Origin of the sequence: Microbispora bryophytorum (assembly GCF_043197435.1) — a bacterium.
Taxonomy (GTDB): Bacteria; Actinomycetota; Actinomycetes; order Streptosporangiales; family Streptosporangiaceae; genus Microbispora; species Microbispora bryophytorum.
On sequence record NZ_JBICTF010000001.1, the window covers coordinates 46,342 to 60,698 of the forward strand.

General features: G+C 68.6%; 10 protein-coding genes. 6 read left to right on the top strand and 4 right to left on the bottom strand.

All coding sequences use genetic code 11. From position 1 onward, the window contains the following. Window positions 1–105: 105 nt before the first annotated feature. Window positions 106–2,019, bottom strand: coding sequence for an APC family permease (locus ACGFIB_RS00225; RefSeq protein ID WP_393368425.1), 1,914 nt, complete (start codon window positions 2,017–2,019; stop codon window positions 106–108). Window positions 2,020–2,367: 348 nt separating this feature from the next. On the opposite strand from ACGFIB_RS00225, the gene ACGFIB_RS00230 reads away from it, so the two are divergent. From ACGFIB_RS00230 to ACGFIB_RS00240, 3 genes are read left to right on the top strand one after another with little or no spacing between them, the layout of a single operon-like run. Further along, a complete protein-coding gene (locus ACGFIB_RS00230; RefSeq protein ID WP_393367481.1) occupies window positions 2,368–2,835 on the top strand; it encodes an Lrp/AsnC family transcriptional regulator in 468 nt (155 codons plus the stop codon). Beyond that, on the top strand, window positions 2,832–4,160 hold the full coding sequence (gene lysA / locus ACGFIB_RS00235) for a diaminopimelate decarboxylase (protein ID WP_357249336.1): 1,329 nt from the start codon (window positions 2,832–2,834) through the stop codon (window positions 4,158–4,160). Before ACGFIB_RS00230 ends, lysA begins: the two co-directional genes overlap by 4 nt. 7 nt (window positions 4,161–4,167) lie before the next feature. Further along, window positions 4,168–4,683, top strand: coding sequence for a hypothetical protein (locus tag ACGFIB_RS00240; protein ID WP_393367484.1), 516 nt, complete (start codon window positions 4,168–4,170; stop codon window positions 4,681–4,683). 12 nt (window positions 4,684–4,695) lie between these two features. On the opposite strand, the gene ACGFIB_RS00245 is transcribed toward ACGFIB_RS00240, so the two are convergent. Next, complete coding sequence (locus ACGFIB_RS00245) at window positions 4,696–7,026, bottom strand: ATP-binding protein (RefSeq protein WP_393367486.1); 2,331 nt, start codon at window positions 7,024–7,026, stop codon at window positions 4,696–4,698. Window positions 7,027–7,194: 168 nt separating this feature from the next. Between ACGFIB_RS00245 and ACGFIB_RS00250 the strand changes: the two genes are divergently transcribed. Together ACGFIB_RS00250 and ACGFIB_RS00255 are read left to right on the top strand one after the other, a co-directional pair. Further along, the gene (locus tag ACGFIB_RS00250) at window positions 7,195–8,604 is read left to right on the top strand and encodes a HAMP domain-containing sensor histidine kinase (RefSeq protein ID WP_357249345.1); all 1,410 of its coding nucleotides are present in this window, start codon (window positions 7,195–7,197) and stop codon (window positions 8,602–8,604) included. Window positions 8,605–9,558: 954 nt separating this feature from the next. After that, window positions 9,559–11,667 (top strand): CBM35 domain-containing protein, encoded by a 2,109-nt coding sequence (locus ACGFIB_RS00255; protein WP_393367489.1) that lies wholly within the window; start codon window positions 9,559–9,561, stop codon window positions 11,665–11,667. A gap of 284 nt (window positions 11,668–11,951) precedes the next feature. Here ACGFIB_RS00255 and ACGFIB_RS00260 read toward each other — a convergent pair whose 3' ends face one another. Together ACGFIB_RS00260 and ACGFIB_RS00265 are read right to left on the bottom strand one after the other, a co-directional pair. Further along, window positions 11,952–12,377 carry a PASTA domain-containing protein gene (locus ACGFIB_RS00260; RefSeq protein WP_393367491.1) on the bottom strand — a complete coding sequence of 142 codons (426 nt, stop codon included), beginning with the start codon at window positions 12,375–12,377 and terminating at the stop codon, window positions 11,952–11,954. Window positions 12,378–12,525: 148 nt separating this feature from the next. Further along, window positions 12,526–12,843, bottom strand: a complete 318-nt coding sequence (locus ACGFIB_RS00265) for a hypothetical protein (protein WP_357264843.1) — start codon at window positions 12,841–12,843, stop codon at window positions 12,526–12,528. Between the two features lie 547 nt (window positions 12,844–13,390). Here ACGFIB_RS00265 and ACGFIB_RS00270 point away from each other — a divergent pair. Then, complete coding sequence (locus ACGFIB_RS00270; protein ID WP_393367494.1) at window positions 13,391–14,341, top strand: alpha/beta hydrolase; 951 nt, start codon at window positions 13,391–13,393, stop codon at window positions 14,339–14,341. The last annotated feature ends 16 nt before the right edge of the window (window positions 14,342–14,357 follow it).

The following is a 14,357-nucleotide window of genomic DNA, read 5'->3' on the forward strand; positions in this document are numbered from 1 at the left end:
CAACGAAACAACATATGTGAAATCTTCACGGCTATGTCTTGCTGAAGTCGACCGCGAGCTGGGATGCCGCCGTGTCCGGGGCGGGACGCAAACCAGACTGAAGTACTAGCCGACGTGGACGTGGGGCCTGCGCTCGAGGTCCGGCTCCGCCTTGCGCAGCACCTCGCGGGTGAGCGGGGGCACGTCGCCGCCGCCGAAGACCAGGTAGCGCAGCATGGCGAGCACCGGGTTCCCCTCGGCCCAGTGGAAGTAGATGTGCGGCACCGCACCGGTGCGGTCGCGGAGGTGAAGCAGGAGCGCGGCCAGCGAGTTCGGCACGGCGGAGCTCTCGATCCGCAGGATCCTGTGCCCGTAGCGCTCCTCGCCCTTCACATGCAGTTCCGTCTCGAACTCCGAGGCGTCCGGCACGGTGACCTCGACGAACATCACCGGCTCGTCGCTGCGCAGCCGGTGGTTGATCCACTGCTCGCGGAGCTTGTCGTTGTACTCGTCCTGGTCACGCTGATTGGGCTCGTTGGCGATCAGGTGGATCAGGCCGCCGGCCCCGTTCACCCACTGCTCGGCCAACGGGTCCAGGTCGACCTCGGTCACCCGTAGTTCCATGGAACGGGTGGCCCGGGAGATCACGGAGGTGATGATGATCGCGGCGATGAAGAAGGAGGCGATCTTCACACCGTCGGGCCGCTCGACCACGTTGTCGACCAGCGTGTAGGCCAGGACCGCCGCGATCAGCCCGAAGCCGATCGAAGCGGCCGTCTGGCCCTTCCTGAACGCCGACAGCGTCACCGCGACCGCCGCCGACAGCATCAGCACCAGCACCCCTGTGGCGTAGGCGCCGCCCTGGGCGTCCACGTCGGCGTCGAAGATGATCGTGATGGCGAACGCGATCGCCGAGAAGACGAGCACCAGCGGCCGCACCGCGCCAGTCCATTCGGGCGCCATGCCGTACCGGGGGAGGTAGCGCGGCACCAGATTGATCAGGCCCGCCATCGCCGAGGCGCCCGCGAACCACAGGATCGCGATCGTGGACACGTCGTACACGCTGCCGAACCACTCGCCCAGGAACTTGTGCGCCAGATAGGCCAGCGCACGGCCGCTCGCCTTGCCACCCTCCTCGAACTCCTCATGCGGAATCAGCATCGTCGTGACAAAACTGGAGAAGATCAGGAAGACGCTCATGACGAGCGCGGCCACGGTGAGCAGCCGCTTGGTGCCCTTGATCCGCTGCCGTAGATCGCCCCTGACGACCGGCATCACGGCGACGCCGGTCTCGAAGCCGGACATGCCCAGCGCGAGCTTCGGCATGACCAGCAGTGACAGGCCGATCATGGCCAGTGGGCCGCTGTAGCCGATATCCAGCGTGTGCGTCCAGTCGACGACCACCTGGGGCGCCTGAAGCACGTGGATGATCGCGGTGACCACGACGACGGCGTTGAGCGCGAGGTAGACGAGGACGAGGATGACCGCGATGCCGATCGCCTCGGTGAAGCCCATCAGGAACACCCCGCCGAGCAGGGCCAGCAGGAACAGGGTGACGGGCACCCGCTGCCCCTCGATCCAGTGCGGCGCGAACGGGTTCTCCACGATGTGCGCGGTGGCGTCGGCGGCCGACAGCGTCATGGTGATGACGAAGTCGGTGGCCGCGAACCCGAGCAGGGCCAGGACGAACAGCTTGCCCCACCACTGCGGCGCGAGCTTCTCCAGCATCGCGATCGAGCCCTGGCCGTACGGGCTCTCGGCGGCCACCCGGCGGTAGACCGGCAGCGCGCCCAGCAGCGTGAGCGCGATCAGGAAGACCGTGGCGAGCGGAGACAGGAACCCGGCCGCGAGCGCCGCGATCCCCGGCTGGTAGCCGAGCGTGGAGAAATAGTCCACACCCGTCAGGCACATCACCCGCCACCACGAGTGCTTCGCGTGCGGCCCGTGCTCGATCTCCTTGCGATCGGTCTGGAGACCCTCGAGCAACCAGGCACGCACGGGACCCGTCGGCGTGGCGACAGAACGCCCCAACCTGGCCACCTCCGGCATCAAGGACACGTAAAGCAACGCATGCACACTAGTGGCGCATACACCGCCATCAGCGGAGACAGGGCGTCAAGAAGACGTCAAGAGCGGAAGTTGTTCGATCACAGAACGTGACGACAGGGCGCTCCTGCCATAAGCAGCCGAGGTCCCCTGGTCGGAGCCGACGGAGACCGCCCCGGAGCGTGGCGGATGTCAATCGGGCGTCAGGTTCCGCGGGCCCGCCGTAGGAATCACGTCAGGATCGCCCGCCCATGGGACGGGCCGTGCTTAGCGTGTCGTGTGTCCCATTTCCGGGTTGTTCGCCCGTCTGGTGCGGCAGGGCCGTTCAGGAGGCGGTGTGCGGTGAGATCACTCGACGACGTCGACCGGTCGCTGCTCCAGGCGCTGGCGCGAGATGGGCGCGCTCCCGTGCGGGCCCTCGCCCGCGACCTCGCGCTCGGCGACAGCACGGTCTCCATCCGGTTGCGCAGGCTGCGCGACAGCGGCGCGCTGACCGCGGTCCGCGTCGAGGTGGACCCGGCGGCGTTCGGCCGCCCGATCCAGGCCGTCGTACGCGTCCGGCTGCGCCGCGACGTGACGTGCGGGGCCTACGAGCGGCGGCTGCGCGAGATGCCCGCGGTGTTGAGCGCGCTGGTCCTGCTCGGCGACGCCGACATCGAGGTCCGGCTGGCCTGCCGGAGCATGGACGACCTCGAACTGGCGGTGGCGACGCTCCGCGACGCGGGCGCCGACACCACCTGCACCCAGATCGTGACCCGTACGGTCACCGGACTCGGCCAGGCGTTCCTGGCGGAGAGAAGAACGAAATGAGCCTGCTGATCACACCTCCGCGTACGACGGAGACGGCCGGGGGCCCCTGGCCGGCCACCGCGCGCTTCGGGGCCGACGGGCATGCGGAGGTCGGCGGCGTCGACCTGATGGAGGTGGCCGGGCGCTTCGGCACCCCGGCGTACGTCATGGACGAGGCGGACGTGCGTCTGCGCTGCCGCGCCTACCGCGCCGCGCTGCCCCGGGCCGAGGTCGCGTACGCCGCCAAGGCGTTCTGGTGCCGTGCGATGGCCGCCTGGGTCCGGTCCGAGGGGCTCGCCCTCGACGTGTGCTCGGCCGGTGAGCTGGCCGTGGCGAGGGCCGCGGGCTTCCCGGCGGACCGGATCATCCTCCACGGCAACGCCAAGACCCCGGCGGAGTTGCGCGCCGCGGTGGACGAGCGCGTCGGCCGCATCGTCGTCGACGATCTGGCCGAGATCAATCGTCTCGCCGCGCTCGTCCCCGCGGGGTGGCGGCAGAAGGTGCTGGTGCGGGTGATTCCCGACATCGAAGCGGGGGCGCACGCCGCCATCCGCACGGGCGGGGAGGACCACAAGTTCGGGCTGTCGATCGCGGCCGGGGTGGCGAGGGAGGCGGTGAACCGCATTCTCCGCCAGCCACGCCTGGAGCTGGTCGGCCTGCACTGCCACCTGGGCTCCCAGATCGCCGCCGCCGAGCCGTACGAGCAGAGCGCGCGTGTGCTCGTGGAGCAGCTCGCGCGGATCCGCGACGCGCACGGCGTGACGCTGCCCCAGCTCGACCTCGGCGGCGGCCACGCGATCGCGTACAGAAGCGGGCAGACCGGCCTGCCTCCCGCCCTGCTCACCTCGCTGGCCGCGACCGTCGAGAGGCGCTGTGCCGGCATCGGCCTGCCGGCGCCGCGGCTGACCGTCGAACCCGGACGGGCCGTCGCCGGGCCCGCCGGCGTGACGCTCTATCGGGTGATCGCCGTCAAGAAGGGGCTGCGCCGCACGTACGTCGCGGTCGACGGAGGCATGAGCGACAATCCCCGGCCCGCGATGTACGGCTCGCGGTACGAGATGCGCATGATCGGCCGGCCGACGCACGAGGGCGAGCGCGACTTCACCGTGGTCGGCCACCACTGCGAAAGCGGGGACACGCTGGCCGAGGCCGCGGCGCTCCCCGCCGACATCCGCCCCGGAGACGTGCTCGCCGTCGCCGCCACCGGCGCCTACAACCACTCGATGGCCTCGACGTACAACATGAACGGCCGCCCGCCGGTCGTCGCCGTCAGCCGGGGCAAGGCCCGCCTCGTCGTCCGCCGCGAAGGCCTCGACGACCTGCTGCGCCGTGACGTCGGCCTCTGAGAGACGTGTGAGGAAGACCGTGCACGCCTCCTCGGCGGGACGCGTCCTGGCGGCGGCGCTCCTGATGATCGTCGCCTGCGCGACCAGCGCGATCGTCAGTGCGCTCCTTATCCGCGGCGCGAACGCCTACACCGACGGCCACCGGCGGGTGACCGCCCAAGTCGTACGGGTGCTCCGGCCCCCCGTCGCCGCGGCCCGGTCCGCTCCCCTGCCCGCCGCGGTGGTGGAGGTCGTCTGGACCGGCCGGGACGGCCGCACCCACACGGGCAGAACGGTGGCGGCCTCCGGGCACCGGGCCGGGGACCGGCTGACCCTGTGGGTCGACGCGGGCGAGGAACCGGCCCACGGCCCCTCGCCGACCGCCATGGTCGTCGTGGTCGCCGTGATCGCGGGACCGGCCGCGGCCGGCGGCCTCTGGACCGCCGGCCTCCTCGTGCGGTCGGGACGCCGCGCGTGGACCGCGCGGCGTGCCGTGGCCCGGTGGGAAGGCGAATGGCGGACCATCACGGCCAGAGGACGCTGAGACCGGCGAGGGTCACAACCATCCCCTCCTCGTGGACACCAGGTAGAGGACCGCCGGCGCCGGCATGACGAGGGTCAGGGCGAAGGGGTAGCCGAGGGCCCAGCGCAACTCCCCCATATGGGTGAAATCTCGGAAATGGTCCGCCACCGGCGCTACGCGTCGTCGCCCGCCGAGCCGGCCCTCTCCCGCTCGGCGACGAGGCGGGCGAGCTCCACCCGCCACCGCCTGGATCCACCTCCCCCAGGCAGCGCTGTACATGATCTCCCGCTTGCCTCGGTAGCCACCCATGTACCGGGCCGCGGACTCGAGGTCGCCGCGCCGCACGGACACGAGCGCCAGCACGCAGAGCCCTGCGAGGTCGGATCCGTGACCACCCAGCTCCTCACTGATCGTCAGCCCTTCCTGCGCCTCGGCCGCCGCGTCGTCGAGCCGGCCGCAAGCCAGGTCCAGGCAGCTGCGGAAGAACGCCGGCTGGGCGGCCTGCGCGGTCTGACCCAGCCGCTCGATCTCTTCCGTGAGGACTCGGGCGGTCCGTTCGGCCGCCTCGAACTGCCCGGTGAACTTGTAGTTCATGCTCAGCAGCATGAGGGGGTACGGCCGTTCGCACGCCTCCACCGAACCCGTCGTCGTGATCCGCACCGCCTCCTGAAGATGGTCGAAGGAGTCGTGAACCTTCCCGTCGACCAGGGCGCACTGCGCGAGCAGCATATGGGCGCCGACCAGCGCGGTGTCGCCGCACTGCGCCGAATCGGCCAGGACGGCTTGCGCGCGCGGCCGTCCGTTCCAGAAGTCCCTGAGTGACAGGAGTCCCACGAAGAGGGCCGATTCGGCGGTTCCGCGGAGCTTTGCGGGCACATCGGGCAGGGCCAGCAGGCTTTCGGCCTCGGCCACCGCAGCGGCCGGCCGGCCGCTCAGCAGCAACGCGTACGCGAGCATGCATCGCAGGCTCAGGGCCGCGCCGGACGGCGCCGCGTCGAGCGCCTCCTGAGCGAGGAGGATCGCCTCCGGTGCCCGTCCCGTGACCGCCAGAGCCCGGACCGCGGTCGCCACACGGTCGAAGCGGCCGGGATCGGCCGGACCGCTGATCTCGAGCGCGCGCATGGACAGGTCGACCGAGGTCTGCGGGGAGAACGCGAACACCTCCCGCGCCGCGCGGTCGAGCCCCCTGAGGGCCTCGACGTCGCCGGGCAGCGCACTCTTGATGAGGTGCGGCGCGGCCGGTACGGCGGAGCCCCGGCCGGCGAGCAACATCTGACCCGCCTCCCGGTGCAGTGCCAACCGGATCGGCGGCGCCAGCGTCTCGATCACGGCGTGTCTCAGCAGCTCGTGCCGGAAGGCCAGGTGGACCTCATCGGCGAGCAGGATGCCTGCCGATATCGCCTCGTCCAACGGCCGCACGAGGTCACCGGCAGGCTTTCCGAGCATCGCGGCCAGGTCGATCACGGTCATCGTGCGGCCCAGGATCGCGGCGACCTGGACCAGCTCGCGAGTCTGCGTGGAAAGCTCGTCTATGCACTCGCGCATGATCGTCTGGACGCACGGCCGCTGCCCCGGCACCACGCGCGCCTGACCGTCGCGCACCTCGATCACGCCTGCGGAGGTCAGCCTGTCCAGCGTCTCCAGGAGCTGGAAAGGGTTCCCCTCGGTCAGGGCCGCCAGCGCGAGCACGTCAGGTCCGGGCGCGACGCCCAGGATGTCCGAGGCGACCTCGGCGACCGCCTGCTCGTCCAACGCCTCCATCACGACGCGGGTCGCGCCGTCGCGCTCCAGTCCGTCGTACAGGCGGTCCAGAGGTGTCACCGAGCCGTTGCCCGAGGTGCGTGACAGCATCCAGACGAGCGGATAGGAGGCCAGATCCCGGACCATCCGCCGGATCGCCAGGAGTGTCAGCTGGTCGGCCCATTGCAGGTCGTCGAGGGTGACCAGGGCCGGCCCGCGTGCGGCACATCTCTCCAGCGGTTCGCTCAAGCGCTTCATCATGGTGAGCCGCATGTCAACGGTTGCCGGGACCGGTGTCGATGGGGCCGCATACATGCCGGTGATCCCCCGCACTGCCGATGTGAGGGGGACGAGCGGCGTGAAATCGAGATCGTCCGCCGCGCCCTGGCCGGCCATGAATCCGCCCCGCGCCGCGGCACGGGCCGCCTCCGCGAGCAGACGGCTCTTCCCCATCCCCGCCCGGCCCTCCACCAGCAGGACGGCACCTCGGCCTGCGCGGGCCTCCTTCAGCACCTGGACGACGAGGTTCCACTCGCGGACACGGCCACGCCACCCCGGCCACGACGTCCAGTCGGAGTCCAGCCTGCCTGCGAGCGCCCAATCGCGTGAACCGGCGTCAGCCATGAACCGACAGTACGACGCAGCTCTGGGAAACGAGCGCACCGCCCCCTCTGACCTGCGTATTCATGCCACCTCACCCGGTTGTGCGATGTGCGGCACATTCCCTGCTCCCACAATGCTCATGCCGTCGTCCCCCCCGGTGCGCCATGACTTCGAGGCGAGGAGGCCGTTTTGCGCGTCTTGACTCTTCCCGACCGTTACATCAAGGTTTTCCTCCGGTCGATACGGCCGCGGATAACGCTCCTGCTCACCGTGCTGCTGGCGCTCTTCATCGTGCCCGCCTACGTGCGGGTGGAGGCCCTGACACGTCAGACGCAGGACGACAGCGCCTGGCGCGACGTCGAGCGGCAGGCGACTCTCACCGCGGCCGCCGTACGGGCCGGACCGGCGCGTATCCCCATCAGGCCGGACATCCCGGGAGTCGATCTCATCCAGGTCGTCGGGCCCGATCACCGCGTCATCATGTCGACACCCACGGCCCGCGGGCTCGCGCCGTTGTCCGACGTGTGGCCATCACTCCTCACTCCCGAGCGCGATGTCCAGGCCTCGGCTCCCCAGGGGCGCCTCTACCTCTCAGCGGTGCGGCTCAGCTCATCCCCCGACTCGGCCGTCGTCTACGCGGCACGGCGCGCCCCGGACGCCATCTCCGCGAGGAGACTTTGGCTGCTGGTCCTCGAGGTGGCGGTCTTCATCACGCTGGCCGCCTGCATCACCTGGAGGATCGCCGATCGGCTCCTCAGCCCGGTCGGCTGCATCCGCGCCACACTGTGCAGCATCAACAGCCACAACCTCAGCAGCCGCGTACCGGTGCCACCCGGCAACGATGAGATCGTTCGGCTCGCGTGGACGATCAACGGCACCCTCGATCGCCTTGAGAAGGCGAACGAGTGTTCCAAACTGGCTCTCACCCATCTGAGCAGGTTCACCAGCGACGCCTCTCACGAACTGCGCACCCCCCTCGCAGGGCTCCGCGTCCTGCTTGAGGAGGCGCAGCTGCATCCATGCGACACCGAGCTTCCCCAGCTCCTTGACGAGGCGTTGCGCGATGTCGACAGGCTGCAGACAATCATCGGCGACCTGCTCCTCCTGTCAGGCCTGGATGCGGGAATCCCTGCAGATAGGGATTTGATAGACCTGTCCCAGCTGGTCAAGGAGGAGGTCGGCCAGCGCATGGACCTGGTTCCCGTTCTGCTCCGGCTCGAGACCGGAACGACCGTCAGAGCCTGCCGGATCCAGATGGCCCGCGTGTTGACCAATCTGCTGGACAACGCCCAGCGGCACGCGAAGCATGTCGTGCAGGTCGAAGTCCACCGCCGCGACGCCACGGCCGAGCTGACCGTCTCCGACGACGGGGTGGGGGTCTCATTGGCGGACAGGGAGCGCATCTTCGAACGGTTCACCAGGCTGGATGCCGCTCGCTGCCGGGATCAGGGTGGCAGCGGCCTCGGGCTCGCCATCGCACGCGACATCGCGCTCGCCCACCGGGGCACCCTGACGGCCGGCTGTTCACCAATGGGCGGCGCGCGATTCGTCCTGCGCATCCCCTTTTCCGGATCCACCCCTTCGGTGATTGCCGGCTGACGGCGGGCGTCGGAGATCAGGCATTCGAGGCCCCCACCGTGAGCTCCTCGATGCTCAGCCCGGCGCCATGCCCGATCCACCACGGGTCCCGGTCGTCCCCGTACGGCTCGACCAGCTTCTCCACCCGGTAGACCCGATCTCACGTCAGGCATGCACTGCTGTCTATATCCCAAATCGAATCGATTCGACGAGCCGATTCGACTGAACAGAGGCCTGGTTCTTCCCATGAGCTGATGGGAAGAGACTCGAGGTGGCCCAGAATGCCGACCCAGGCGTGCGCCGCACGACACATCCTCGTTACAGAATCCAGTACCGCGGCGTGCCATGAACCGATCGGCCTCCGATGGTCGCGGACCGGCGGAGGCGGATGGGGAGCGGGCGAACATCAGGGAGATCGCCGGCAGCCCACACCGACACCTACTGGACGCCCCGCCGATCTCCCTTCGTGGCGCCACAGGACCGGCGAAACCCCGCGCCCGACCTCGGCTCCTCCCCCGTCGAGTCCTCCTCGAACAACAGCACCCGGCCCCTGGGACCTGCGCGGATTCCGGGTCCACGGCGTCGGATGACGGCTGCATGGCGAAGGCGAATCGCGGACATTTCCAGCTCTTGACCATCCCGCCGACACGCGCTTATGGTCTAGTCGAATCGATTCGGCGAATCGATTCGACAGACGCACCCCCGACGGGAAGGGCGCATGGTCACATCCTTGTCTCGGCGGGCACGCAGGATCGTGCCGCACGCCGTTCCCGCCTCCGCACTCGCGCTGACCGCGACCCCGTGGCCGCGATGCGGGTCGGCCCGTCCGCGAAAGAAGGAAGAATGTCAGCTCATCCGAAACGCTCAGTCACAGTCAGGCGTCCCGACGGTACAGTTGCGGCCCCCGGTCAGGGCCGGGGCCTGAACGGCAGAAAGGGACTCGCAGCCCTCGGGGCACTGTTCACTACCGCTGCCTTGCTGGTCATCGGCCAGCACCCAGCCGCGGCAGACCCGAACGTCAGCTCTTCCAGCGTGAAAGAGCTGAACGTCGATCTGTCCGCGAAGACGAAGCGGTCCGAAGGGGTGGGTCTTGGCATTCTCTATGGCATCACGCAGGACGGGTTACAACCGTCCGACGAATACCTCGCCCCGCTGAATATCAATGCCTTCCGCAGCGGCGGCTGGTATGCGGGCGGCTGGATCAAGGACAAGTACACCTTCGGACCGGGCACCCAAGGCAACATCGACGCGGTCATCGCCGAGGCGAAGCGTCTACAGCGCCCGCCCCGTCAGAAGGTCGAGTACCAGGTCCTGCTCAGCGATGTGTTCGGTTCGACCGGCGGGGCTCCGGCGAACACGCTGTGGCCGTGCACCGACGGCGACTGCAGCAACTGGATCACGTTCATCGACGCGACGGTGACCAAGCTCCAGGCTTCCGGCCAGAAGTTCACCTACGAGATCTGGAACGAGCCCGACCTCAGCATCTTCTGGAGACCGGGCGTCAACACGGAACAGTACTTCCAGATGTGGGACAGCGCCTACCGCGAGATCCGGCGCATCGCCCCGGCCGCGACAATCGCCGGCCCGTCGTTCGCCTACACCCCTGAGCGACGACCCGATGAATGGCAGGCATTCCTGGCCCACGTCAAGGCCGCGAACACCGTCCCGGACGAGATCACCAACCACGACGAGGGGACCGTGGACGACCCGGTCACCGTCGGCAAGTCCCTGTCGGACGCACTCGACGCCAACGGGATCGCCCAACGGCCCCTCTCGGCCAACGAGTACCAGCCCGCGGATCGGCAGACCGCCGGAGATACCGCCTGGTACAACGCCCGACTGGCTCAGTCGAACTATGCCAACGCCATGCGCGGAAACTGGAGTTGCTGCGTCATCCCGAACCTGACCGGGCTGCTCACCAAGACCCCGAGCGGATGGGCGCCCAACGGGAACTGGTGGGCGATGCGAACCTACGCCGACCTGACCGGGACGCTGGTCTCCACCTCCGAGCAAGTCGGGTCGACCGCGATTTCCGCGTCCGAGGACCCCGCGAAGAAGCGCGCTGTGGCGCTGCTCGGTGACATTCAGGGCGCGTACGTCGGGCCGATGGCCGTGACGTTCAAGGGGCTGTCCTCGACGCCGTGGCTGGTCCGCGACGGTCTCGTGCACGCCACCGTCTACAGGATCCCTGAGCAGGCACCCCTGTACACGCGCCAGGCTGTCTTCAGCCAGGACGTCAAGGTCGAGAACGATGCCATCACCGTGCCGTTCGACTTCAAGTCGCAGCACGACGCCTACGGCGTCTATTTGTCCTGGACCGAACCACAGGAGATCTCTCTCGACGCCCCGACCGCCGTGCATGCTGGGAGCACCTACACGGTCCCGGTAACGTTCACCAACGGCGGTGGGGAGATTGATCGCGACGTCCGAACGAGTCTCGCCGCCTACACCCCGGACGGCGAGCCGGCCCCCGGAATCACCATCACCTGCGCGGACGGTCACGCGCCGGCCTGCCCAGGCGTGCCCAAGCTGGCCTCCGGTCAGAGCGCTGTTGTGCGATACACGATGACGACCTCTGCCGATCTGCCCAAAGGCAACTACCGGTTCACGGCGGTCGCTACGACGAAGGCACGAGGGCAGGACATCTCCGTGAAGAACTCTGTCGACGCGTTGCTGCACTGTGAGGTCGGGGACGTCTGCGAGGCTGAGGATGGAGCTATGTCCGGCGGAGCATGCCTGGCCACGGACCACCCCGGGTATACGGGATCGGGCTTCGTCGCATGCTTCACCACACGGGGGCCGAGCGTGACTCAGCAGATCGTCGCCCAGGATGCGGGCACCTACTCACTGGACCTCCGCTACTCGGCCGGCCCTGACGGTCCGGCCGGCACCCGGAGCGCATCGGTGTCGGTGAACGGCGGAGCTTCTCAGCGAATCTCACTTCCGCTCACCGGGAGCTGGAACACCTGGGCCGACGCGACCATTCCGGTGCAGTTGGTGGCGGGTATCAACACGATCAGCGTCAGCTACGGTTCCGGTGACGCCGGGTGGTTCAACCTCGACCACCTGGTAGCCGCCAAGTAGCGCAAGGACCGCATTCCCGGTCGTAAGTTCAGGCAGCCCCATCCGGCAACCGGCTACATCGGTGGCGGATGGGGCTGCTGCTTTGACGCTGCGGATACGAGCAGGCTCACACACTGCACCGCCGGGAGCGTGGCTACGTCCTTGGTCAGGCCGGCGAGTTGGTCCAGTGCATCCGCCTCTCACCGTCCTCTGCTCCGCGGAAGCCAGCCCAGAACCGGCATCAACCAACTATGCCGAGGCCCTGCCCAACGCGATGCGTAAACCTGCATCGCAGGACGCTTTGGCTATTCGCCGTACTTCTTGGCGTAAAGCACGATGAGCGTGTCCGTCGAGACCTTCCGGCCAGCGGCGGGCTTCTGCCGCGTCACCACCCAGTTGCGGTCGAAGACCTGGAACCTGCCACGGCCGGTGGCGTCCTTGTCGTCGAGGAGATAGAACCCCGCCGCCTGAAGCCTGTCCTGGGCGGCCTGAAGATTCATGCCGACGACGTCGGGGAGGGTCTCCTTCTGCGCGACCACGGGCTTGCGTGCCGACGTCGTCGGCGTCTCGTCTTCCACGGATACGGCAGGTGAAGCCGATTCGGTCACGGTGACCGCGGGAGCGGGCTCGGTGGCCGTGACCGTCACCACGGGCGCGGCACTGCCCCCGGCCGTACCGCACGCGGCGAGAGTGACGAGCGCAGCGACGGGGAGAAGATATGCGGCTTTCACGGGGGCTGCTCCTTGCGAAGTGAACGGTAACCGTTGGATGGACGGCCGTTTCACCCCATGAGTTGCCCTCATCACGAAAACTTTGCCCGCCCAAGGAGTTTTGGTTAGAACTCCAGCGCCGCGATTCCGCACGCAGACCCGGCGACCATTACCGCCGTAGGCGTGCGAGCCAATCCGCGATGACGACGAAATCACTGCCCGTGAGGCCACGGCGAGGATCCACCCGATGAAGGTGGGCCTGGGCGTCATGGTGCGCTGACACCCAGGCACGATCAGCATCGGTGATCTCGTCGTCGATCCAGACGAACGAGCGTCCCGCCGCCCACTCGACCAGGCCGCGAGTCTTCCTGTGCAACGGCCCCTGATCGTCCTCCGAATCCGGCCAGTCCACCACCGGCAACTCCGGCAGGCCGAGCAGCGGACAGATCACGTCGTTCGCGTCGGCCATCCAGGTCGTCGCCCACACGAGATCGCATGGCAAAGCCGCGAGCCTGGGCCCGTGCCGGGGGTCGATTCTGGCCAGCAGTGGATTCCCCCCTTCAGGCACCGGCATCCGTGAGGTGGCGACTTCACCCTTCAATGCCGGCGCGCGATGACGGTGACCGCGGCATCGCCCCCTCTGTGTAGGCTGCGACCTGGTCGAAGGCCGGCCTCGCGCCGCCGCCCGCTCCAACAGGTTCGTGGCGACGATTTCGGCTCCATTCGCATACGGCATCCGGTGATGCCGTTGTGAGCACGGCAGCTTGTCGGACCCCTCCATCGCGCCCTTGCAAGGCCGTGGCCGGCACCGTGGTCCACGGTTGTGGCCGCCCACGTGACGTCGTCGACCAGCGAGTTCACGTCAGGGTACGTGTCGAGCAGCGTGTCGATGCCATCACGCCACTCGTTGATTCGGTACGCCGCAGGCCTGCTTGTCCGCTTGGGCGGCTGCAGGCGAAGACTTTCGTGGCGTCCCGTCACGAACCCGAGTGGCTGCGCTGTCTTGCTGACTGACACGACAGAAAGGCAACACTATGAACAGGCACGTTCTGGAAGCAGCGGCGCAGGAATTCGCCGAAGCCGCCGCCAAACCCCCCTTCCTGTACGAGCTCGGGCCCGATCGCGCCCGTAAGGTGCTCGACGACATCCAGGCCGCTCCGATCGACAAGCCCGACGTCCAGGAAAAGTGGATCACCGTCCCCGCCGAGGCCGGCGAGGTTCGGGTCCGCATCGTCAAGCCGGTCGGCGCCGAAGATCAACTGCCGGCCATCCTGTACGTCCACGGCGGTGGCTGGATCCTCGGCGACGCCGGCACCCATGACCGGCTCGTCCGGGAGCTGGCCGTCGGCGTGAACGCCGCGGTCGTATTCGTCGAGTACGACCGCTCGCCCGAGGCCCGCTACCCGGTCGCGATCGAGCAGGCGTACGCCACCGCGCAGTGGATCAGCACGCACGGCGCCGCCGAGGGCCTCGACGGCTCTCGCCTCGCCGTCGCCGGGGACTCCGTCGGCGGGAACATGACCGCGGTCCTGGCCATCCTGGCCAAGCAGCGCGGCGACGTCACGTTCGTACACCAGTCGCTGTACTACCCGGTCACCGACGCGGGCCAGGACACCGACAGCTACCGCGAATTCGCCGACGGGCCGCACCTCACGGCCAAGGCCATGGCGTGGTTCTGGGACGCCTACCTGCCCGAGAAGGACAAACGCGAACAGATCACCGCGTCGCCGCTGCGGGCGACGGTCGAGGAACTCGCCGGACTACCCGAGACCTTCCTCATCGTGGACGAGAACGACGTGCTGCGCGACGAGGGCGAGGCCTACGGACGCAAGCTCACCGAGGCCGGCGTTCGCACTACGACCGTCCGCTACAACGGCACCCTCCACGACTTCATGATGCTCAACCCCCTGCGCGGGACCGCCGCCACGACCGGCGCCATCGAGCAGGCGATCCACGTCCTCCGCACGGCCCTCGGCCGCCACTGATCAGGGAGGCAGAATC

Coding starts and splice junctions, on each gene's coding strand:
- ACGFIB_RS00245 (WP_393367486.1), bottom strand. CDS start 7,026: ATGGCTGACGCCGGTTCACGCGATTGGGCGCTCGCAGGCAGGCTGGAC.
- ACGFIB_RS00270 (WP_393367494.1), top strand. CDS start 13,391: ATGAACAGGCACGTTCTGGAAGCAGCGGCGCAGGAATTCGCCGAAGCC.
- lysA (WP_357249336.1), top strand. CDS start 2,832: ATGAGCCTGCTGATCACACCTCCGCGTACGACGGAGACGGCCGGGGGC.